We start from the raw sequence: 23,102 nt of genomic DNA, 5'->3' as shown, positions 1-23,102 counted from the left end.
CACGTTAAATAATTATGCTTACCGTGGTTACGCTTCTTTCCATTCCATAACCTGGTTCTTTAACCAGTCTGTCCATTCTAATATTCCTTCACCCGTCTTGGCACTAACAGGTATCACCTTAGCATCAGGATTTCTTCTTCTGATATATTCCCTGCACTGTTCAATATCAAAATCAAAATATTCCATAACATCAATCTTATTGATAAGCACAACATCACACACTGAAAACATAAGGGGATATTTAAGTGGTTTATCATCACCCTCTGGCACTGAAAGAATCATAACATTCTTTACTGCACCTGTATCAAACTCCGCCGGACAGACAAGATTTCCGACATTCTCAAGAACTACCAGATCAATATCACTATCGTCAAGCTCATCAATTCCCTGTCTTGTCATATCAGCATCAAGATGACACATTCCACCAGTATGAAGCTGTATTGCTTTAGCACCTGTCTCAGCAATTGTTATTGCATCAACATCTGAATCAATATCAGCCTCCATAACGCCTATTCTTAAGTCATCTTTCAACTGTTCAATCGTTCTTGTAAGAGTTGTTGTCTTTCCTGCCCCCGGTGATGACATAAGATTTAAAAGAAATACACCTTTATCTTTTAAATCTTTTCTTAAAAGAGCGGCACGTTCATCGTTGCTTTCAAACACGCTTTTTTTCACTTCAATAACCCTAACGTCCTTCACTGCTAACCTCCCTGATTTAATATGAGCTAATAAAGCTGTTCACATATGCCAAGCCATAACAATAGCTTATTACATACTATGTGAATATTTAATTGTCAATAAAAGTCTGACTAAATTATGCCGTAATCAGTCCCTGCTTTTATGCGTATTGCACTATGATAGCAATATGTTAAAAAAATGTCAATTATCAATTCACGAAATCAAGCTTTATCATAATAATATTATTATATATGTTTTAAAATAAAAAAAACAGTGTTATTGATAAAATGCAATCATTGAATGTTACCATTAATTACATTTATCTAAAACACTGGATAAAATATATTATTTAATCAAACAGGATTTCTCTGATTAAAATCAAAGCACTGACAGATAATTGTCCATCTGCTCTGACATTGCAGTGTAGTCCTCATTCATAGCCGCTGCTATCTCTCCGTAAAGAAGCTTTCTTGCTGTTGCAAGCATACGGTTATCTGCCGACTTCATTCTCCTTAACTCCTTTGCTCTGTCATTCTTTATGTTAAACAAAGCTCTTACAAGGTGCATAAGCTGTATAACGTCCTGTGATTTAACCATCTCGTCATACCTGGATGGGTGAATCTTTTCATTGAGTGCCTCATCCTTCTTACAATTCTTAGCACGGTCAATAAGCTTGATACAGGTATCCTTGCCAATTATGCTCCTAATCATAACTTTGTTATTCTCAACTGGCGAATATATAATACCTTTAGTGTCATATACAGGCTGAAGAAAATAATAATCTTTGTCAATTCCCTTTATAGGTGGTCTGCCTATCTGTTCAATCTCACATACACCTACAACTCCATAAACAACTTTTTCATTAACTTCAAACATATAACTCCTCATTTCTGTGTACTTTACTTTACCAACTTGGGTATTATTATACATCAATTCGACAATTTTTTCAAAATGTTTTCTTTTAAAATTCTTTATAAAGAACAAAAAAGAACTGTGGCATCATACATACACCACAGTCCTTTAACATTATGTATCAATTGGAATTAATAGAGATTAACACGTCCTGCAACATTGCCGTTAGCAACATAGTAACATGCATTATCTTCTGGCTTTAAGTACATTTTCAGTTCCTTAATCTCTACATTCTGTTCCTTAGCATCTTCAACTATTCTTGCAACAAGAGTTTCCTCATCAACCTGTTTATTAGCATACTGGAAGAATAACTCCTTATCAAAAGTATTCTTAGCTGCCTTAGTTGTCTTTCTAGTGGCTGGCTTCTTTGCCTTTACTTCCTTAACAGCCTTAGCTGCTGTCTTAGTTGTCTTAGCTGCTGCTTTAGAAGCTGTCTTTTTAACTGCTGCCTTCTTAGCTGTGACTGCTGTCTTAACTTCTGCCTCTACACTCTTAGCTGTTGCCTTTACATCAGCTTCAACCTTCTTGGCTGCTTCCTTAGTTTCCCCGGCTGCCTTCTTTACTGTCTCAACAGTCTTAGCTGCTTCTTTCTTAGTTTCCTTAACAGTTTCTTTTGCTGCTGCCTTTGCAGGTGTCTTTCTTGTAGTGGTCTTCTTAACATCTGCACTCTTTGCTGTCTTAACTTCTGTCTTAGCCTCGTTACCAAAAATGTCCTTAGTTTCCATGATCAAATCCTCCATAAATTAATCATTACAAGTTAAAAAGTTCCTAATTGCATCGGTGGCATTACTCTCATCACTGCCAGTAGCTGTAACTTTAACCTCGATGCCTTCCTTTAATCCAAATGCCATAATCCCCATAAGACTTTTTGCATTAATGTTTTTTCCTTCGCCCTCAATCTCAATATGACTGTCAAACTTACATGCTATCTGAACTAATTCAGCTATTGGATTCTTATGTGCTTTGTTAATGTCTGCAACCTTAACCAATTCTGTCATCGTTAACATCCACCTATCCTTCATAAATTAATTACATTTGTAGAATATACCTCATATACCCTAATAAGTCAAGACCTGCTTAAATATTCTTATCGTTGTATCCCATATGATATAGTTCATTCATCTGCTCATCAAACTTATCTGTAACCTCATAATCAGACGTTATTGCAATTAACTGCTGTATCTTCTTATCGTCAGTCTGGATAGCTGAAATACCACTTATAACCTTATCATACACGCTTTTTAATTCAGTTATTGTGCCTTCTGGTTCAACACCCTCCTGACTCGTTAAAATACCAAGTGCATACGCACATTCATAATTTCCTGTCATTCTGGCATTATCATATCTGCATTTTGTCTGTATCGCTGTTCTTACAAGACTAACAACCATATTTACTCATTCATCTCCTTCTTGAAAGAGCTTATATATTCTTTGATAACATTTTCATCATAATTATTCTCTTTCATAAGAGTGATAAAATGTGAACCAACAATTGCACCATCAATAATATCCTCAAGTGGCTCTACGTCCCCGGCTGTTCTTATTCCAAATCCCATCATAACCGGAACAGGGCTGTTCTTCTTAACTTCCAAAAGATACTCTCTTATCTGCTTATGGAAATTAGCACCATTACCTGTAACACCCATCTGTGATACACAGTATACAAAGCCTCTTGCATTATTAACAATCATAGGTATACGCTGCTTAGATACCGGTGATACGAGCTGTATAAGAATTGGTGCAGCCTCATTTTCTGCAAGCACTGCATTAATCTCTTTCTGCTCCTCATATGGAAGGTCTGGTATAATAAGACCGTCCACTCCGCACTCTGCACACATTTCGACAAATTCTTCAAGTCCGTAATGGTAAACTGTATTATAGTACATCATAAACACTACAGGTGTAGTAAGTCCATCTTTTCTTACCTCTTTCATAAGTGTAAATATCTTTGTTAAGGTTGCACCCTTCTGTATTGCTTCATAAGATGCTGCCTGAATAACTGGTCCGTCTGCTACAGGGTCAGAAAATGGTATTCCAAGCTCCATAACATCTATGCCTGCCTCCTGCTGTGCGAACATAATCTTCTTAGTTGTTTCCATATCTGGAAGCCCTGCTGTTGTATATGTGATAAATGCCTTTCTTCCTTCATTCTTTAAGGCTGTCATTTTTTCTTCTATTCTATTCATTATTTATTAGTCTCCTCTCCATTAAGATATTTCTTTACTGTGTGAACGTCCTTATCGCCACGTCCTGAAAGACACATTACTATAATCTTTCCCTTGTATTCTCCCTGTGCCATTTTAAATACGTGGGCAAGTGCGTGGGCACTCTCTATTGCTGGAATAATACCTTCCATCCGGCAGAGTTCCATTAACGCATCCATACACTCAGCATCTGTAATTGATACATATTCTGCTCTTCCTGAGTCTCTTAAATATGCATGTTCCGGACCTACACCAGGATAATCAAGGCCTGCTGATATACTGTGTGCAAGCTTGATATTACCAGCCTCATCCTGTAATAAATATGACTTCATTCCATGAAGAACGCCCGGTTCTCCAAGTGCCATAGCAGAGGCGTGATTTCCTGTATCTATTCCAAGTCCACCTGCCTCAACACCGATAAGCTTTACATCTTTATCATCTATAAAATCAGCAAACATTCCTATTGAATTAGAACCGCCGCCAACACAAGCAACTACTGCATCAGGAAGTCGCCCTTCCTTTTCTAATATCTGCCTTCTTGCCTCTGTTGATATTATTCTTTGGAACTCTTTAACCATTTTAGGATATGGATGAGGACCTACTGCTGAACCGATTATATAAAATGTATCCTCCGCTCTCTCAGCCCACGTTCTTATAGCTTCGTTAGTTGCATCCTTAAGTGTTGCACTTCCTGTCGTTACTGCCTGAACCTTTGCACCAAGCATTTCCATTCTGAATACATTAAGTGACTGCCTTTCTATATCTTCAGCACCCATATATACTGTACATTCCATTCCAAAAAGTGCTGCTCCTGTAGCTGTTGCAACGCCGTGCTGTCCAGCACCTGTCTCAGCTATAACCTTAGTCTTTCCCATTCTCTTAGCAAGAAGTATCTGACCTATAACATTGTTAATCTTATGTGCTCCTGTATGGTTTAAATCTTCTCTTTTAAGATATATCTTAGCACCATACTTCTCGCTTATTCTCTCTGCATAATATAAAGGTGTTTCTCTTCCTACATACTCTTTAAGATAGTACATATATTCTTTTATGAACTGAGGATCTTTAATAGCCTCATCAAATGCCTTCTCTAACTCATTAAGTGTATTCATTAATGATTCAGACACATACTGTCCGCCAAACTCTCCATAATATCTGTTATCCTGCATAATTATTCCTCTTTTCCTTTAATTAAATATTACACCCAGCAAGCTTTGATAAGCTTTTCTGGCTTTATACCATAAATCTACACTGTTAATTATTAACAGCATTTATAAATGCCTTGACTTTACTTTCATCTTTGCCTTTAATAAGCACATCTTCATATTCAACACCAGAGCTTATATCGACAACATCAGGCTGTACGCATTTAACTGCCGCCGCAACATTGCCACTGTTAAGACCTCCTGCAAGAAATAACTTCTTTTCTGTTATCTCAAGCTCTTTAATACTGTTCCAGTCAAACGTCTTACCCGAACCCGGAACACCTGCATCAAGCAGTATTCCAGCAACTTTATCAAGCTTCTGACATTTCTCAACCTGTTCCTTAACTGTATTAATTATGTCGTCAGTTTTATCTGCATTATTGTTATCTGCTATATTAACTGCCCTTATAATCGGAATTGTGTCTGCCTCATATACAGCCTTTTCAAGCGTGCCGTGAATTTGAATATAATCAAAACCTGCTTCCTGTATTTTATACAACTGTTCCACTGTTGGTGATACTGTAACAGCTACAGCTTTTATGTCTGATTTTTTCAATATATCAACTATTATCTTAGCTTCTTTTATTGTTACATCTCTTTTGCTCTTTGGATAAAATACAACAACACCGCCATAATCAGCACCATATTTTATAAGAAGTCCCGCGTCTGCTTCACTTGTAAGCCCGCATATCTTCACTTCAACAGGAGAAGCTATTTTTTTGCCTTTAAAAGCTCCTTATCGTATGTATCTTTAAATTCTCTTATAAGCTCTTTAGGATTAAGTGCTTCCATAAGCACTGTTCCGCAAAGCAATGCATCTGCCCTGCTGTCAGCTAGTGGCTTAACATCTTCACTGCCTTCCACCCCGCTCTCGGATACAAGAACCTTTCCTTCTTCTCTCATCTTAGGTGTCACCATATCTGAAAGCTTTTTAGTTGTATTAAGGTTAACTTCAAATGTCTTTAAATTACGATTATTAATTCCAATAATCTTAACATCAAGATTTATCATACGCTGCATTTCTTCCTCATCGTGAACTTCACACAGCACATCAAGTCCAAGACTGTATGCCAGATCATATAACTTCTTGAATGTCTTATCATCAAGTATTGCAGCTATCAAAAGAATTGCATCTGCACCTATAACTTTAGCTTCATATACCTGGTATTCATCAATTATAAAATCTTTTCTTATAATCGGAAGATTAGTCAGGCTTCTGATCTGCTTAAGATATTCTGTGCTTCCATTAAAATGATCTTCCTCTGTAAGACACGATATAGCATCTGCACTCTCACTATATTGTCTTATTCTTTCAGTCAGGTCTATCTTATTATCCATCTTTCCGTGGCTTGGAGAAGCCTTTTTAAACTCTCCTATTATTGATAAACCCTGCTTTCTTAAGGCATCATAAAAACTTATGCTCTGTCTTTTTAAATTAAGTGCTTCCTGCTTCATATCCTCTTCACTTATAGCATTTTTATGTTCTACAAGTCTTTTCTTCTTATCTTCTACAATAACGTCAAGAATCATATTATCTCCATTTCTACACATTTATCAGTCAGATATTGCCATTAACAAAATTCTCTATCATTCTTTTTCCGTGTTCAGTATATATTGATTCAGGGTGGAACTGTAAACCGACAACCGGATATTTCCTATGCTTAACTGCCATAATCTCTCCGTCATCAGTTCTTGCAATTACCTCAAGCTCATCTGGAAGTGTACCCTCTATAATCGCAAGTGAATGATATCTTGCAACCTTTACAGGCGATGGAATTCCTTCAAATATACTGCTTCCATTATGAATAACCTCTGACTGCTTGCCGTGCATTAACTGCCTGGCATATGAAACTGTTGCACCAAATGCAACACCTATGCTCTGATGTCCAAGGCATATGCCAAGTATAGGTTTCTTACCTGTAAAATGCTTTATCACCTCAACACTTATGCCTGCCTCTAAAGGGCTCTTAGGTCCGGGAGATATAACTATTGACTCTGGATCTAACGCTTCAATCTCCTCTATTGTTATCTTGTCATTTCTTACTACCTTTATATCATTGTTAAATATACCTATAAACTGATAAAGATTATATGTAAATGAATCGTAATTATCAATTAAAAGAATCATAACTGTTCCTCCTTAACAAGTGTCTTGGCAAGTGCCATAACTTTATTACAGCACTCCATATATTCAAGCTCCGGCTTAGAATCTGCTACAATTCCAGCTCCTGCCTGAAGATATACATTGTCACCTTTCTTTATCATAGTTCTTATTGTAATACAGAAATTCATATTACCGCCAAAATCAAGGTAACCTGTTGCTCCTCCATAAAGACCTCGTCTTACAGTTTCCAATTCATCTATAATCTCCATAGCCCTTATCTTAGGTGCTCCGCTTAATGTACCTGCTGGAAGGAATGATGATACAAGGTCAAGAGGATGATATTCTCCATTTCTTCTTCCCTCTACCAACGATACTATATGCATTACGTGTGAGTATCTCTGCACATTCATAAACTTTGAAACTCTCACTGAACCTAACTCACTTATCTTACCACAGTCATTTCTTGCAAGATCAACAAGCATTACATGTTCTGCTCTTTCCTTCTCATCACTAAGAAGCTCTTCTTCTAATGCTATATCTTCCTCCTTAGTCTTTCCTCGTCTTCTTGTTCCGGCTATAGGACAGGTATATACTTTAGAATCTGTCTGCTTTACTATCATCTCTGGTGAGCTTCCAATTATTTCAAAATCTCCAAAGTTATAATAATAAAGATATGGTGATGGGTTAAGCTTTCTTAACTTCTCGTAAAGATTAAAACCTGTCTGCTTTGTCTTAACTGTCCATCTCTGTGATAATACTGTCTGGAATATGTGTCCTTCTTTTATATAATTCTTAATCTTCTCAACCTTCTGGCTGTATTCATCTATCGTGTCCGATTTTTTCACAATCTGGCCATCAAGTTCCATATCAATCTCTTCGTTATGATATTTACCAACGCCTTCTCTTGCTGTCTTTATAAGTTCCTCAGCTTCCTTTAATGCTCTTGCTCTGCCTTCTTTACTATCTTCATCAAGAACTACTGCTGTAAACGTTTCAGCCTCGTGGTCGATCGCTATGAACTTTGAAGCTAACATAAGCTGTATTGTTTCTATGCCTATCTCATCTTCATTATCATCTGGGAGATTCTCTGTATATCTTATATAATCATATCCAAGACTTCCAACAAGTCCTCCCATAAATTCAAGTTCTTCTGCATCTTTTATTATTTCAAATTCATCGAAGTATTCTTTTAATCTTATAAGTGGATTACCTTTCCTTACTTCCCTGCTGCCATCTGATTTAGTAATTACAAGACTGTCCTTATCTGACTGGATAATCTCCTGTGGGTCAACTCCCATAAATGTGTATCTGCCATTTTCCTTATCATTACTCTCCATAAGAAAGCCCTTCTTTTCTCTTCCAAGCCCCTTATAAAGCTCAATAGCTGATTCATTAACAATACTTACTGTCTTTTTGTATGCTTTTAATCTTCTCATACACCAATCCTCACTTCTTATTAATCTTCCTGTCAGATATCAGACTTTTTCTTATCTCTTATAACTTATTATGTAAACAGATATTCCTATCACACAAAAAAGTCCCCGACAGGACATTCCTGTCAGGGACGATAAATCTCGTGGTGCCACCCTTATTCACAAGTACATTCAACTACATATCATAATATATTATATCACTTATGCTGTGCATATTATATACACATCAAATGCTTTACAAGCCTTTAAGTGAAACCGAATAATTCATATTACTATTATATGTATATACAGCATATATGGCAATCATATACAGTGTTATAATTATAATATAACTATAAGCTGTTATACATATAATGTTATTAAAATATACTTATCTCATTATCGGATACTATTATATCCTCCCTCTATAACGTGAGGACACGTCACAGACTACTAGGCTGTTATGCTGTTAATCTGTGCATCTCCCAAGCCCATTCCTTTATGACTCCCATACCGGCTTTCCATCACCGCCAGCTCTCTGTAATGTTCCTTCATAAAGTACTATCTTGTTCGCAGACTTTAGTGTATTAAAATGTTGAAGTTATGATAGCACTAACTAACCAATACGTCAACCCCAAAAATTAAATTTTCCACTACATTAATTTCTCAACTACATCAAATTTTTCCACTACATCAATTTCTCAACTACATCAAATTTTTCCACTACATCAATTTCTCAACTACATCAATTTCTCCAACTGACATTTCTGTATCATTATCTTCTTTTTCTTCCCAGCCCTGTGCATTTTTATTTTTATTATTAGCTGCCTTTTCCTTTGCCTCTTTCTCTGTATTAGGAAGTGCTTTATACTCGTCAGACTTTCTGAACTCCTTATATACATCATCATATGCTGCCATAATTTCTTTCCTGGCTGGGTCATCCTCACTTATTCTTGACATAGCCTGTGTATATATGTCTGCCGCTTTTTCCTTTGACGTAGCACTTTTAAGTTGTTTCTTTAACGACTCTCTTAATACCTGAACCTTTGCCGCCTTGGCATAAGTCACAGGGTCGTTCTTTCTTAAATACTGCATTTCGTCTGCACTAAGCTTCTTACCCGACTCTAACTTACGGTACAGCTTCTGTACAAATTTCTTTTTTTCTTCTTCACTCATTCCGGTTGTCGGGTCAAATATAGAATCAACCGCTTCCTTTAACTGCAAACCTATAGATAATGTATCAATCTTAGCACTCTCATCCTCATTTTCATTTTCGGTGTCATCTTTTCTGTATTTTTTAAAAAGATTATTGATAAGTCTTGTAGTTTTATTAGTGCTTTTGGCTTTATTATTGTTGTACAATGCCATACGGCAGCTATTTACTGCTGAGTTAATCTGTTTATCTTGTGTATTCATACTTACCTCCCTGGACATTCAAAAAAAGATGGCACTTATAAAAAGTGCCATCCGTAGCGTATATTTAACATCCGTGTTATTATATATTTCATTGGTCAGCCGTATAAGCTTACGGCTTATTATTTACGAATAATATATCGTACAAAATATATAATACCTTAATATTAATACATAAAATAATTATAGCAGAATTTTTTTAAATATAGTCTTTAGCCACTCAAGATTACTTTCAGGTAATATAATTACAAAAGAATATCTTTAAGCTCTTTAAAACTGTCTATTACCCCAACATATAAAGAAGGTTCAACTTCACCAAAACCATACTCGGCATATATAAAGTCTATTTCAGCTTCCATTGCCGCATTGGCATCACCTGCTGTATCACCGACATATACCGGATTGCTAAGATTATTTCTTTCTATAAGTGTTCTGTTGCTTACTGCCTTTGGTGCTCTTGTTCTGCCCCAGCACTCTGTATCACTAAAATATTTTTCAAGCTTATGTGCCTTTATAAATGCTTCAATATATCCGTCCTGACAGTTGCTTACTATATACAATGGATATTTTGTCTTAAGCTCTTTAAGTGTTGCCTCAAGCTCTGGAAATAACACTCCACCCATCTTTTCAAGATATCCATTTTCAAATTCGCACAGCTCGTCCATAAGTGCATTTCTTACTTCTTCCTTCTCATCAGGAAACAGCTTTGCCGCAATATCATACATAGGAAGTCCCATACACTGTCCCAGTTCTTCTATTGTTATAGGCTCTCTTACTATCTCTTTATGTCTGTCTAATATAATATTCCACGCTTCACATATAGGCTTTGATGAGTTCCATAATGTTCCGTCAAGGTCAAATATTATGCTGTCATACTTGTTTTTTAAATCCATATTCTTCTCCATTTTAATCATCATTTCTGTTCCTGCTTTGTGCACATAACGATTTTAATTCATAATATTAATTCATAAATTACGCATTTTCAAGACATCTGTCTAACTCTGCAAGTACTCCTTCAAGCCGTTGTTCATTAGTTATATCATATACAATAGAAAAACAATCCTTTGCAAGTGCATATTCCTTATCCTGAAGCATTAACTCTCCAACCCTGTATACAATACCGATCGTCTTAGAGTCCGGGCCCGGCTCAACATTTTCTTTATCAAACATTGCCTGCATTGTGCGGATATCATATTCTTTATCATCCTTAGTTACGCCCTTATCTTTGGCTTCCTTAAGTGCATTTTCTATATAATTAAGCTCTGAATCTGCATTATCTGTGTGATAATAGATATTACTGTATGTGTAGCACGCCTTCGCCATATCTGTATTGTATGATGAAAGGTAATAAAAGCCCATATTTCTGTAATACCTTGCCATAGTTGCCCTTGTACAGCAAAATCTGTATGCCTGCTTAGTCACATCAAAATATCTTGACATCATATTAAGGTATTTGTAACATTCTGCAAGCCCAAGATATGAATCCAAATCAACCGGATTCCAGCATAGTGCTTTCTTATAGGCATCTTCTGCCCTCTTGTACTTTTGAAGCTTCACGCATAAATCAGCATAAGTCCTGTAATATTCTGCAATTGGAAGCTCTGGCATAAGTATTTCTTGCTGTGGTTCAAAATAGCACGCATATATATAATATTCCATAATATGATTAGTACACAGCCATATTGTATCCGTACCTTCTGACTTTCTTACATTAAGATCATTATCCAGCATACCAGCTTTTCTTTTATCTTCGTATTCAAGCTCTATGACATCTAACACCTTCATAAGTATATCTGCCGCTTTATCATAATCTCCTGAATTAAATACTTCCTCATAATCTCCATACTGGCTCTTTAATTCATTAAGCTTTGTGTAATCCATTTTAACTTTTTCCTTTCCGGATATTATAACTTTTAGTATCTTTTCTTAATAATTCTGGCTTTTTTCTTTTCTTGATATTCTGCCACAAGGATTGCTATGCTTCTTTCCGGTACACAGACGCTTCTTGCTTCTTTATCAATAAATGCTTTATCCTGCCCATCATTCGTGGCTGCTATTATCTTAAAGCTGCTTCCCTCAACCTTTGGCAGGGCAAGATTGTGCTTTTCCCAATGCATATTATAGGCTATGTATATAAGGCTTCTTGACTTATCATCTGCGTAGGAATTACAATACATAATTCCTATCTGCCTGCAATAATTCTCCATATCAGCATACCACGCATTGCTTCCGTGATATGACATATCCGGATAGCCTAATGATTTGGAGTCACTTAATGAAAGATTTTCCCTGCTGTGAAGAATACCATATTTCTTTCTTAAGCCAATAAGCTTCTTAGTCCATTCCAATATCTGCATTGAATCATTGCTTGTTCTCCAGTTCACCCACGAAAGCTCACTATCTATGCAATAAGGGTTATTATTTCCCTGCTGGGTGTTCATAAATTCATCTCCCGCAAGAATAAGCGGCGTACCCTGCGATAATATAACCATAACAAGAGCATTTTTAATCTGCTTAATTCTTAACTGTCTTACCTTAAGCTTTCTCGTACTGCCTTCTTCGCCGCAATTCCAGCTGAAATTATAATTCTCACCATCTCTATTATTCTCGCCATTAAGCTCGTTATGCTTGCGGTCGTAGCTCACCAGATCATACAGTGTAAAGCCATTATTACTTGCCACATAATTGATAACCGCAGCATTATATGGATTAGCACCTGCCATATTAATAAATGGCCTTAACATATCCTCATCACCTTTTAAATAACGCCTTATCGTATTCTGTGCATCATTATTACAGCTTGCCATATGCTTATATGTACCCCTGTCTGAATTCCAGCCGACAGTAATTATCTTTGTATCTGCAAGCTGTGGATCTGCTGCCAGCACATTTAGGGAATGTTCATCACAGTACAGGTGCACTCCGTCTATATGGTATTCCCTTACCCAGTACCTCACGCATTCAAGAATATATGCCGTTTTAACACCGTCAAAGAAGAATTCCATCACAACTTCAATTCCGTTATTATGCAGGCATTTTACCATATTCTTGAATTCTGTCGTGTAATCATTATATTTACCTGCCTTTTCACTAATATTATCCTCTGCTGGTATGCTGTAAGATGCCTTAGGTGCATAATAAAATGCCTTGGTATAGCCCCAGCAGTTAAGCTTTTCTGCCTTTTTAGTAACAGTATTATTATAAATGCTTCCTTTTATCACACCATATCTTAAATATTCACTGCTGTCTATGAATTGAGGAAATCTGTATGCCTCATCAAATTCATATGCCGGCATAAATTCAAGCGTAGTAATACCAAGTTCCTTAAGATATGGTATTTTCTCTACAATCCCCCTGAATGTCCCCTTTGCCTTTACCTTTGATGACCTGCTTTTTGTAAATCCACGCACATTAAGCTTATAAAAAACACAGTCATTATATGGCAGATGCAGTGGCACATCACCTTCCCAATTAAAGCTTTCAAGCTTTACCGGACTTAAATGTAATGTATTTTCTTGCTCAACTCCAAATACTTCACAGCCTGTAACCGCCTTGGCATAAGGATCAACAATATATTCATCATCAGCCTTGTAACAATACAGCATTCTCTCTATATTATCATCACACACACATACAGAATATACTGTCCCCATTCTTTTTTTTAACGGAATTTCCTCTTTTAATTCAAGAGTATCCCTATCAAAAAAGCATAGTTTTATATCCGTATCCGTACTACAATCATAAGCAAAATTATATCCATTTTCTATCCTGTTACACCCCATAATACAAGGGTTACCACTCTCACATCGCATAATATGCCTCCATTTCAACTGTCTTATACTTTATCATAATAATCCAGTATAATCAAATTCTGGAATAAAGCTTTCATCTGCTGTACCGCCCTCTTGTATAAAGCCGTTGACAACACCTAATTCAATGGCATAATCTACAACCTCATCATATTCTTTCTTAGTGACCCTCCTGTTAAGATTATCGTATTCCTTAATTCTGTTTATCGGTGTGTACTGGTTCATAATGCTTATGTATATGTCATCTTTATATGTATCATACAGGTACTTGATTACAGCCTTGGAGTCTTTCACACACGCAGGCAGAAGAAGATGTCTTACTATGACACCTCTCTTCATAATCTGCTCTTCAACATACCCCTCTTTTACGAGTTCATCTTCTGCTGTAAAGAATACCGGCTTACCTGTCTGTCTTATCATTTCTTCTAATGCTTTCTTCGCAGTTTCTGTATAATCTGCAGCATATGAATACTGCTGTGAAAGCCTGCTGTCCATATATTTAAAATCCGGCAGATATACATCCACTATGCCGTCTAACATTCTTAATGTTTCAACATTTTCATATGCACTTGTATTGTATACAACCGGTATTCTAAGTCCTTTATTTCTTGCCTTTTCTATTGCCTTTATTATTGGAATTGTAAAATGTGTTGGCGTTACAAGATTAATATTATCAGCCTTATTATCCTGCAGACGAAGCATAACATCGCTCAGCTCATCTACAGATAATTCCTTTCCAACCTTTGCAGAAGCTATATCGTGATTCTGACAGAATACACATCTTAATGTACAGCCCGAAAAGAATATAGCACCACTTCCACGCTCTCCTGATATGCAGGGTTCTTCCCACATATGAAGTGCAGCCCTTGCCGCCATAATTTTATCATTCATAAGACAATAACCTTTATTATGTGTTCTGTCAATATTACAACGCCTTGGGCATATATTACATTTGTTATCTGGCTGTGTGCTTTGTGTCATCATAATCCTCATTTCTGCATATGTTTACTATTCTGCATATCTTTATTGTTCTTCTATTTACTCTTCTTTATTCATAAGCTCTTTTATCTTATTGAATGCGTGGCTTATTCCGCCTACTTCATTAATAAGCCCGGCTTTCACTGCATCTTCTCCTACAAGAATTGTTCCTAAATCCTTTGTAAGCATTTCTGTATTCATCATCATATTCTCTACTTCTTTTTCTTTTGTGTCGCTTTTTCTTGCAATAAATGAGACAATTCTTTTCTGTATGCGTTCAAAATAATCATAAGTCTGTCTTGCACCTATTATATTTCCATTCATTCTCACCGGATGTACTATCATTGTAGCTGTTGGAACAATAAATGAATAATCTGTGCTTACAGCAAGAGGAACACCTATACTGTGGGAATCTCCTATAACAAGAGATACCGTTGGCTTGTGCATTGACGCAATCATTTCGGACAATGCAAGCCCTGCACTTACATCTCCTCCGACCGTATTCATTAAAAATAATACTCCACCTATTGTATCATCATTTTCCACCGCAGCAAGCTGTGGAAGCAGATGTTCATACTTGGTTGTCTTGCTTGCAGCTGGAAGATTATCGTGTCCTTCTATCTCACCTATTATTGTAATTAGCTTAATCTTCTTTCCATTTTTATCCTCAAGCACAACCTGTCCATCTTTATTATCACTATCTTCACTCATATATGTGCTAACTCCTTTACAATATTCCTGACCTTTCATAAAAATCCTGGCCTGTACAATACTATGTCAGCACACCCCAGAACACTTCTGTTAAAGAATGTACTGACTTATCATCTTATAATATTGCCAATATTGTAAATATTATGCCAAATATTCTGTATCCTCAAATATTTATTTTATAATTATCTGGAACCGGTCTATCTTCCTGCCTATAATGCCTGCATAACCGTCCTGTCCATTGTCTGTTTCATTGTCTGTCTGATAAGAATAATAATCCATATTCTTTCTGCTTACCCTGTAATACGCATAATGGTATCTTCCGTCTTTTAATGTTGCATATGGTGTCGCTTCATTTATAAGCAATGATGCCGGTGTATAATAATACACTTCAACCGCCTCAATCTCAGCTCCATTTCCTGCATAACCATTATAATAGTCATTAATATCTGAATTTCTGCTGTCAACATATGAAAGCCACCTGCCACCGGCATATACTCTGTATACAGCATAACCTTTATCAGTTGATAAGGTTATTCCAGTTATTCCAGTCCCCTGTATTCCTGCATAATCTTCATCATTAACTACCTCAGGAAGCCAGTAACTGCCTCTAATCTGTGCCCTGTAGATTACATTTACATTGGTATCAACATTTACTGCTTCAATTGCAGAACTTCCAGCAGCTTTATCTATACGTTCTATATTCTCTCCGTTATCGTCTGTATCTGGTCTATCTTTAAATGGTGAGCTGTAATCTGCATAAAATATATTGCCATCAAATTCGTGCCCATCTATTAAGTATGCTCCAAACTGCCACATCATACAATCCATACCAGGTTCTTCTATACCCCAGTGTGCAAGCCACATATTAAAACCTCTGGTATTCGCAAGCCGCTCCAAATTCAGTACATTTTTATAATAATTATAGTTAGCATATACGCCTGTCTTATAGCCTTCTTTATCCATAGCTTCAATAAATTGTATACAAAAATCCGTTAAAAGCTCACCATCTTTGTATACATCAAGTCCATTACTCTCCTTGTATCCGTCTGCATCTTCCATATCAAACCATACGCCACGGACAGGACTTCGCCCCTGCAACATTCTTAGTGTATGATTAATCTCAGATGTCACTTCATCACTTGTAAGTGCATAACTGTATATATATACACCATAAGGTATTCCAAGCCGCTCACATTCATTCATATTACGGATTGCCTGCTTATCATCTTGTCCTTCAATATCATTACCATAACCAATTCTTATTATGACACCTTCTATATGCTCCTCTATCCTGTTCCAGTCTATCAGACCATCGTGACTACTCACATCTATCACAACTGCACTTACGTTAAACACGCTTATGGTAATCATTATTATACTAAGAACAAGCGATACAACAATAGCTGTTAAATGTGTACTTCTGCCCTGTGCTTTATTATTGTCCTTCTTGCTATGTGTAAATTTCGGACTTTTTATCATAAGACATACCACCTCCTTTATATACATATAAAGGATATACCTTGTGTAAGAATACATCTTTAAGCAAGATATATCCTTAATATATGTTATTCTAAAAGGAAGGCTTCGTGCCTGTTAATCAGTCTATATATTCTCTGTTAATTCCACTCTTCATCTCAAGCAGCTTCTCAAAGACTTCTTTATTATCAAGTACAATTATACACAGCTTATCTCTTGCTCTTGTAACCCCCTGATACAGAAGCTTTTCTAATATATCATCATTATTGTCTTCTACATCAGCAACTAATTCCCCGTACTCGTTATAACGGAATTTGCCATCTATAACTGTAAGCACCTTATCGAATTCTTTTCCTATATAACGGTAGGCATTGAACTGCCTTGTCTTATATCTTTCATTCATATCTTTATATGACTTCTCATAATCTATGTAAATGTACTGCTTTGCCCTATAATATGCTTTAAGCTTTTTAAATTCATTAATACTGTTAGCATAGGCAATTGTTACACAATCATACTCATAGCCCCTGCCGTGCTTGGTAAGGTCAAATAAATTACGCACAAATTCCGCAAGTTCTGGATTGGTTCTTATCTTATCTGAAAGAAAATATTTCTCTTCTGATAATTCTTCTATTCTTTTGTCCATTGCCCTTAACTGTTCATGTCTTGATAATACCTGGTCACAGTCATAGAACATAATAATCCTGCTGGCATTACATTCCTTAAGCCACTCAAACTGGTCATCGTGCATTCGCTGTGTTTCATCTACAAGCACATAATCATAATCTTTGATATTATCTTCATTGACAAATTCTTTAGAGGTTATTATTGTAGTGTTACTAATGGTATTCTGCAATATATCTATATTAGGTGTCCTTCTGCCAAAGTGTATTATACATTTAGATAGTTCTTTTGGAAGCTTACGCACTGTATCATACAGAAGAAGTGTCTTTCCTGTTCCAGCTTCACCCTTTATTGAATAATATCTTACTTCACTATTATTAATAAGGCTGTTAAGGAACTTCCTGCTCATAGCCTCCTGCTGGTTCGTAAGAAAATACTGGTGTCTTGCAAACCTTTCTGGTGCATTAACTGGCGATATAAGATAGTCTTTAGCTTTGAACAGACTTTCGATATTGTATTTCATACACTTCTTTATCATTCTTATATCAGCCACAAGCTCTGTAAAATCAGCCATAACAAGTGTATATGTACCATCACTAAGTTCTAATCTATATAATGTATTGGTATTTAGAATAAATGTATACGAATATATATTAGTAGTTACAGGACTTAAGTAATATCTGTTTCTTACAAGCTGCTGCTTTATTCTGTCCTCTCCTACATCTTCACTTTTAAGCTCTATATTAAGAATACATTTTCTGTTAGATGAAATCCTTAATAAATCAAATTCCTTGCTTATATGTGCAATCGTATATGAATAGAAATAGTTATCCAGATCCTCTAACCTTGCACCAGCTTTAATCAATTCCCTTACAAGAATAATAAGTGACTCTTTCTCTCTTATCCTTGTCCTCTGAAAATCTTTTCTCCCCGACAAAATATATTCATACTCAGCAAAATCCTCATTATCACTAACTCTTGTGAGATTATAAATATTAATCGAGTTCATACACTCACCTGCCTTTATAGTAAAATAGAGCATACTATACTTTATAATATGTATGCTCTATCAACTCCGGCACATAGTATATATTAACACTCTCCAATATCCAATAATTATATAACTATCGCGATATTGTAATAGCAATATTAATATTAACACTATATTACGCCGCTATATATTCTACTGTCTGTATCCGTTAGGATTATGGCTCTGCCAGTTCCAACTGTCTTTACACATATCTTCAAGTGTCTTCTTAGCTTCCCAGCCTAGAACCTTAGCCGCTTTAGAGGCATCAGCCCACGAATCAGGTAAATCTCCCGGTCTTCTGTCACCAATCACATAATTAATCTTAACACCTGTTGAACTTTCAAACGCATTAACTATCTCAAGTACACTGTAAGGAGTTCCCGTTCCTAAGTTAAATATCTCAACACCCTTATGTGACTGTGCATATTCAACAGCCTTAAGATGTCCGCAGGCAAGATCTACAACGTGTATATAATCTCTTCTACAAGTACCGTCTGGTGTATCGTAATCTCCGCCAAATATTGTAAGCTGCTCTCTTCTTCCTGCCGCAACCTGTGATACATAAGGCATAAGATTATTAGGAATTCCCTGTGGGTCTTCTCCAATCTTACCTGATGGATGTGCTCCAATTGGATTGAAATAACGAAGAAGTATAACTGTAAGCTCTGAATCTGCATTAGCACAATCTGTAAGAATCTGCTCCATCATAGCCTTAGTCCATCCATATGGATTAGAGCATGCACCTCTTGGCATAGTTTCAACATATGGAGGCTTCTGTTCTCCATATACTGTCGCTGAAGATGAGAATACAATCTTCTTAACTCCTGCTTCTTTCATACACTCAAGAAGTGTAAGTGTTGTATCAATATTGTTACGGTAATACTTGGCTGGAAGTCTTGTTGACTCACCAACTGCCTTAAGTCCAGCAAAATGTATTACACAATCAATCTTATTTTCTGCAAATATCTTAGTCATAACTTCTTTGTCTTTAACATCAGCCTCATAAGATACAATACTTTTTCCAGTTATCTCTTCCACTCTCTTTATAGATTCAGGACAACTGTTACTGTAATCATCAACTATAACAACATCATGTCCTGCATTAAGTAATTCAACTGCTGTATGTGAACCTATATATCCAGCTCCACCTGCTAATAAAACAACCATATGTACCTCCCAATCTTTCTTTGTAATTATTATAACATACCTAAGCCAGTAATCAATGTCAAGAAACAACTATATATGTATTTTTTACTGTTTCTAATGCTTCTTTAAATATCTTTCTTTGAAGCAGCCTTGTATTATCCTCAAACTGCTCTTTCAGTTCATCTGCCTTATTAATATCTCCCAGCCTGACATACATATTATAATCAACTGCAATATTATAACATTCTACAAACGTATAATAATCCTTCTCATCTTCAGATATACTTTTACCAATCCCCTTATTATAATTAACCTTCTTAGAAAGTCCCGCATAATCTTTTTCTATAAAATCATTAAACAGACTCTCTTCTTCATATCCGGCATATCTTCCCTTGACTCTATATATCTCGGCTGCTGTATCTGCTATCGGAGCAATGGATATTATGAGCAATATTGCAGATATAATATATAACAACACAAATGGATTAAACTTTTTCTTTCGCATTATCCGTATATCCTCCTTGTTAGAAGTGTAAGCACCTCTGTCTGATTCATATCCGGCAATTTCGCAATATCGTCATCTGTGAAATCGCAGTAAGCTTTGATAAATAAGTGCGCCTTATCAAGTATATTCTCTGCATAAGACTGACTTTCTTTACTTCTGCTCGTATCAAAAGAAACCAGCCTGTTCATGGTGTCCTCTAAATCCACTATTGATCTTGCAGCTCTGTTAAGACTATCGTCCCACGAATAAGATGATGAATCGCCTTCTGCTTCTTTTATCCCACATATTGCCCTTCTTATTTCAAGATAATCATATAAAATGCTATAGAAGCTGCTCCAGCCATATTTATAATCATCTGTTATAATAATACGGTCTGCCGTTTCATACAGCTCATAAAGTGTTCCATAATCTTCATTATCAAGCAGCTCTCTAAGCTGTATCTGAATTTCATCATTATGTTCTTTGTTATACTTTTTGTTGGAATTCTCCGCCAATCTATATCCCAGCATTGAATTATTAGCTATAAGAGCTGCTGCAAGAACTATTGCAGATAACATAACAACCGCAATTGGTGTTATATTCTTCACAAACCACTTACTATTGCTTATTACTTTGCTTCTGGTTCTATTAAACTTCTTGTCATAGTTCTCCATATCATTGACATGCTTTAAAGCCTGCTCATTAGGAGAACCACAATTAGGACAGAACTTTTGATTAAGCTGAAGCGGCGCACCACAATTATTACATTTCATCTTCTACTCCATTCTTCATAATACTTATCTTCATATGATTGTCCAAGCTTATAATCATAATAACCATCTGGATATAATTCATCTATCTGCTGCCTTATATCATCTTCTGATAATCCAGCATAATTAACCAGGTAGTCTCTGGCATTCTCTACCCACATATCTATTATCTGTCTGTCCTCTTTAGAACAAGTCATATAATTTCTATTAGCATATGAGCCTTTATTTTCTTTCATATTTACAAGGTCAAGAGCATGCCTATAGCCATTCTTAAACTGGTATTCCATTACCTCTGCTTTATCCTGTCCTTTAACATTCTCGTATACCTTTGAAAAAGCATCATAATACCAGTCATATAGCTGTATAAAATTATAATGTTCCCAGCTTGCCATAAGGCTTGTATTCCCATCATAATTTCTTATTATATCTCTGGCTTCTGAATATCTTTGAAGTGTATACAATTCATCAAGTTTAGCAGAATTGTCATCGTACCAATCCATAGCTTTATGAATCTCATTACGTTCTTTTCTTGAATCGTTATACTGCTTATAATCAAAACGTCCTATAGCTACTCCTATTACTAAAGCAGCAGCCGTTCCAATCAATACATATCCTATACTTTTGGCTATGCTTAATAAAGCATATCTTCTTACATTCTTATCAAGATTATCCATATCACTGTTAATCTTATATAAGTCGTTCATATACTTCTTCTCTGAAGCCTCGTACTGCATAGCACCACAATACGGACACTTAATATCCTTACTGCTAATATCTGCTCCACAATTACTGCATATCATACATATCCCCCTTATATTAGAATAATGTCAGCTGGGTGTAGGTTAATTCTGAATTAATATTCTGTATAAATTCTTCTAATTGCTGTCTATCAGATAAAATATTTACATTTTTATTCTGCTCTAAATATTCATTACCAGATGAAAACTTCACAAGTCTATGACTATAACATGCTATTCTCTTAAATTGTTCCTCCGCATACTTAACCGTATGCATTGTTCCACTATTCATCTCTGCCTCAACAACTAATACACCCTGACATATTCCACTTTGCAATCTATCTCTTTTTACATATTGGTATTTGTTTAGTGGTGTTCCAACATTATATTCGCTTATAAGACATCCGCCATTCTGAACTATCCTATCTGCTAAACTTCGATTAGACTTGGGCTGTATATTATCTAAACCACACGGCAATAAAACAATACATCTACCCCCATTATCTAAAGCACCTCTTAAAGCTTCTGTATCGCACCCTAATGCCAGACCATTCACAACATTTATATTATTTTTTGCAAGAAATGCACCTGTTTCATATGCAATTTTCAATCCATTTTCTGAGGCTTTTCTAGTTCCAATTACTGCAATATTTTTATATTTATTAATACATTCTATTGCACCACTATAATATAATATTGATGGTTTATCGTTAATATTTTTTAAATGCAGGGGGTATTTATCACTTTCTATTGTACAATTCTCTATAATCATATATTCTATACTGCCTTTCCCAATGCAAACATTTTAACTGTCTTTGCACCTTTTTTCATCAATATTTCCCTACAGGCATATAATGAATTTCCTGTTGTTGTGACATCATCCATAAGCAGTATTATGTCTCCATTAATATCAATACTATCTAATGTTGATATTGTCTTCATATGTACTTGTCTGTCTCGGCAGCCACCATATGCAAGTTTATCAATACTCTTTGTTCTTTGCAAATAATATACTTTATTCTTTCTTCCATCAGCTGCCAGCATTTCACCTAACATACCTATTCCACTTTCCTTCTTATCTGCATCACTGGATGGAACTACACATATGGTTACATCTTTACATATCTCTTCATTAATCAAATTATAGAAATACTTCACCGCCGACTGCTTTCCTTCTTTCAAATCAAGTATTCTGCCACTAAAAACATCAAAGTACGGATTCTTAATTCTGAGTTCCTTATTTTGCCAATATTTATGATAATTACTATATACTATTATATCATCTATTGCATCCCATTCTTTATTAACAAATATCATATGCCGTCCTCCAAATTCATAGCAAACTTACCAAACAATATATTTTATATTTATAATATATCAGCTTTTTATGCATTTGTCAAACAAACGTT

General features: G+C 35.8%; 25 protein-coding genes. All 25 read right to left on the bottom strand.

Annotation, left to right across the window (positions count from 1 at the left end):
• Nucleotides 1–27: 27 nt before the first annotated feature.
• Complete coding sequence (gene hypB / locus C7390_RS06305; protein ID WP_022502136.1) at nt 28–699, bottom strand: hydrogenase nickel incorporation protein HypB; 672 nt, start codon at nt 697–699, stop codon at nt 28–30.
• A gap of 357 nt (nt 700–1,056) precedes the next feature.
• Nucleotides 1,057–1,554, bottom strand: coding sequence for a CarD family transcriptional regulator (locus C7390_RS06300; protein WP_022502137.1), 498 nt, complete (start codon nt 1,552–1,554; stop codon nt 1,057–1,059).
• A 167-nt stretch (nt 1,555–1,721) separates the two neighbouring features.
• Nucleotides 1,722–2,315 (bottom strand): DUF6465 family protein, encoded by a 594-nt coding sequence (locus tag C7390_RS06295; RefSeq protein ID WP_055306086.1) that lies wholly within the window; start codon nt 2,313–2,315, stop codon nt 1,722–1,724.
• Between the two features lie 18 nt (nt 2,316–2,333).
• Nucleotides 2,334–2,588: an HPr family phosphocarrier protein gene (locus C7390_RS06290; RefSeq protein WP_090139820.1), complete on the bottom strand. Its 255-nt coding sequence runs from the start codon at nt 2,586–2,588 to the stop codon at nt 2,334–2,336.
• Between the two features lie 79 nt (nt 2,589–2,667).
• Nucleotides 2,668–2,979 carry a DUF3837 family protein gene (locus C7390_RS06285; RefSeq protein WP_055174192.1) on the bottom strand — a complete coding sequence of 104 codons (312 nt, stop codon included), beginning with the start codon at nt 2,977–2,979 and terminating at the stop codon, nt 2,668–2,670.
• 2 nt (nt 2,980–2,981) lie between these two features.
• Nucleotides 2,982–3,776: a tryptophan synthase subunit alpha gene (trpA, locus tag C7390_RS06280; RefSeq protein ID WP_116443813.1), complete on the bottom strand. Its 795-nt coding sequence runs from the start codon at nt 3,774–3,776 to the stop codon at nt 2,982–2,984.
• Entirely contained in the window at nt 3,776–4,963 is a 1,188-nt protein-coding gene (trpB, locus tag C7390_RS06275; protein ID WP_055306088.1) for a tryptophan synthase subunit beta, read from the bottom strand. The genes trpA and trpB overlap by 1 nt, the downstream gene beginning before the upstream one ends.
• Nucleotides 4,964–5,048: 85 nt before the next feature.
• A complete protein-coding gene (locus C7390_RS06270) occupies nt 5,049–5,696 on the bottom strand; it encodes a phosphoribosylanthranilate isomerase (RefSeq protein ID WP_055174190.1) in 648 nt (215 codons plus the stop codon).
• Nucleotides 5,697–5,710: 14 nt separating this feature from the next.
• Nucleotides 5,711–6,529, bottom strand: coding sequence for an indole-3-glycerol phosphate synthase TrpC (trpC, locus tag C7390_RS06265; protein ID WP_116443812.1), 819 nt, complete (start codon nt 6,527–6,529; stop codon nt 5,711–5,713).
• A gap of 28 nt (nt 6,530–6,557) precedes the next feature.
• Nucleotides 6,558–7,127: an anthranilate synthase component II gene (locus C7390_RS06260; RefSeq protein ID WP_022502145.1), complete on the bottom strand. Its 570-nt coding sequence runs from the start codon at nt 7,125–7,127 to the stop codon at nt 6,558–6,560.
• A complete protein-coding gene (gene trpE / locus C7390_RS06255; RefSeq protein ID WP_116443811.1) occupies nt 7,124–8,539 on the bottom strand; it encodes an anthranilate synthase component I in 1,416 nt (471 codons plus the stop codon). The genes C7390_RS06260 and trpE overlap by 4 nt, the downstream gene beginning before the upstream one ends.
• 699 nt (nt 8,540–9,238) lie before the next feature.
• Nucleotides 9,239–9,931 carry a hypothetical protein gene (locus C7390_RS06250; RefSeq protein WP_116443810.1) on the bottom strand — a complete coding sequence of 231 codons (693 nt, stop codon included), beginning with the start codon at nt 9,929–9,931 and terminating at the stop codon, nt 9,239–9,241.
• Nucleotides 9,932–10,173: 242 nt separating this feature from the next.
• The gene (locus C7390_RS06245; protein ID WP_318295589.1) at nt 10,174–10,845 is read right to left on the bottom strand and encodes an HAD family hydrolase; all 672 of its coding nucleotides are present in this window, start codon (nt 10,843–10,845) and stop codon (nt 10,174–10,176) included.
• Nucleotides 10,846–10,900: 55 nt separating this feature from the next.
• Nucleotides 10,901–11,809 carry a hypothetical protein gene (locus C7390_RS06240; RefSeq protein ID WP_116443809.1) on the bottom strand — a complete coding sequence of 303 codons (909 nt, stop codon included), beginning with the start codon at nt 11,807–11,809 and terminating at the stop codon, nt 10,901–10,903.
• Between the two features lie 32 nt (nt 11,810–11,841).
• On the bottom strand, nt 11,842–13,740 hold the full coding sequence (locus C7390_RS06235) for an alpha-amylase (protein WP_116443808.1): 1,899 nt from the start codon (nt 13,738–13,740) through the stop codon (nt 11,842–11,844).
• A 33-nt stretch (nt 13,741–13,773) separates the two neighbouring features.
• The gene (locus C7390_RS06230) at nt 13,774–14,721 is read right to left on the bottom strand and encodes a radical SAM protein (protein ID WP_242854092.1); all 948 of its coding nucleotides are present in this window, start codon (nt 14,719–14,721) and stop codon (nt 13,774–13,776) included.
• A 54-nt stretch (nt 14,722–14,775) separates the two neighbouring features.
• The gene (locus C7390_RS06225) at nt 14,776–15,426 is read right to left on the bottom strand and encodes a ClpP family protease (RefSeq protein ID WP_055174335.1); all 651 of its coding nucleotides are present in this window, start codon (nt 15,424–15,426) and stop codon (nt 14,776–14,778) included.
• A 171-nt stretch (nt 15,427–15,597) separates the two neighbouring features.
• A complete protein-coding gene (locus tag C7390_RS06220; RefSeq protein ID WP_318295588.1) occupies nt 15,598–16,905 on the bottom strand; it encodes a GH25 family lysozyme in 1,308 nt (435 codons plus the stop codon).
• A gap of 118 nt (nt 16,906–17,023) precedes the next feature.
• A complete protein-coding gene (locus tag C7390_RS06215; RefSeq protein ID WP_318295587.1) occupies nt 17,024–18,535 on the bottom strand; it encodes a DNA/RNA helicase domain-containing protein in 1,512 nt (503 codons plus the stop codon).
• Between the two features lie 174 nt (nt 18,536–18,709).
• Complete coding sequence (gene galE / locus C7390_RS06210; RefSeq protein ID WP_022502155.1) at nt 18,710–19,723, bottom strand: UDP-glucose 4-epimerase GalE; 1,014 nt, start codon at nt 19,721–19,723, stop codon at nt 18,710–18,712.
• 58 nt (nt 19,724–19,781) lie between these two features.
• On the bottom strand, nt 19,782–20,207 hold the full coding sequence (locus C7390_RS06205; protein WP_022502156.1) for a hypothetical protein: 426 nt from the start codon (nt 20,205–20,207) through the stop codon (nt 19,782–19,784).
• Nucleotides 20,207–20,959, bottom strand: coding sequence for a zinc ribbon domain-containing protein (locus C7390_RS06200; protein WP_022502157.1), 753 nt, complete (start codon nt 20,957–20,959; stop codon nt 20,207–20,209). The genes C7390_RS06205 and C7390_RS06200 overlap by 1 nt, the downstream gene beginning before the upstream one ends.
• The gene (locus tag C7390_RS06195) at nt 20,956–21,756 is read right to left on the bottom strand and encodes a zinc ribbon domain-containing protein (RefSeq protein WP_022502158.1); all 801 of its coding nucleotides are present in this window, start codon (nt 21,754–21,756) and stop codon (nt 20,956–20,958) included. The genes C7390_RS06200 and C7390_RS06195 overlap by 4 nt, the downstream gene beginning before the upstream one ends.
• A gap of 16 nt (nt 21,757–21,772) precedes the next feature.
• Complete coding sequence (locus tag C7390_RS06190; RefSeq protein WP_022502159.1) at nt 21,773–22,465, bottom strand: DNA-processing protein DprA; 693 nt, start codon at nt 22,463–22,465, stop codon at nt 21,773–21,775.
• A 5-nt stretch (nt 22,466–22,470) separates the two neighbouring features.
• Entirely contained in the window at nt 22,471–23,010 is a 540-nt protein-coding gene (locus C7390_RS06185) for a phosphoribosyltransferase (RefSeq protein ID WP_116443804.1), read from the bottom strand.
• Nucleotides 23,011–23,102: the final 92 nt, after the last annotated feature.

Source organism: Bacteroides galacturonicus (assembly GCF_003096855.1).
GTDB lineage: Bacteria > Bacillota > Clostridia > Lachnospirales > Lachnospiraceae > Lachnospira > Lachnospira rogosae.
This window is presented reverse-complemented; position numbering and strand designations above follow the sequence as displayed.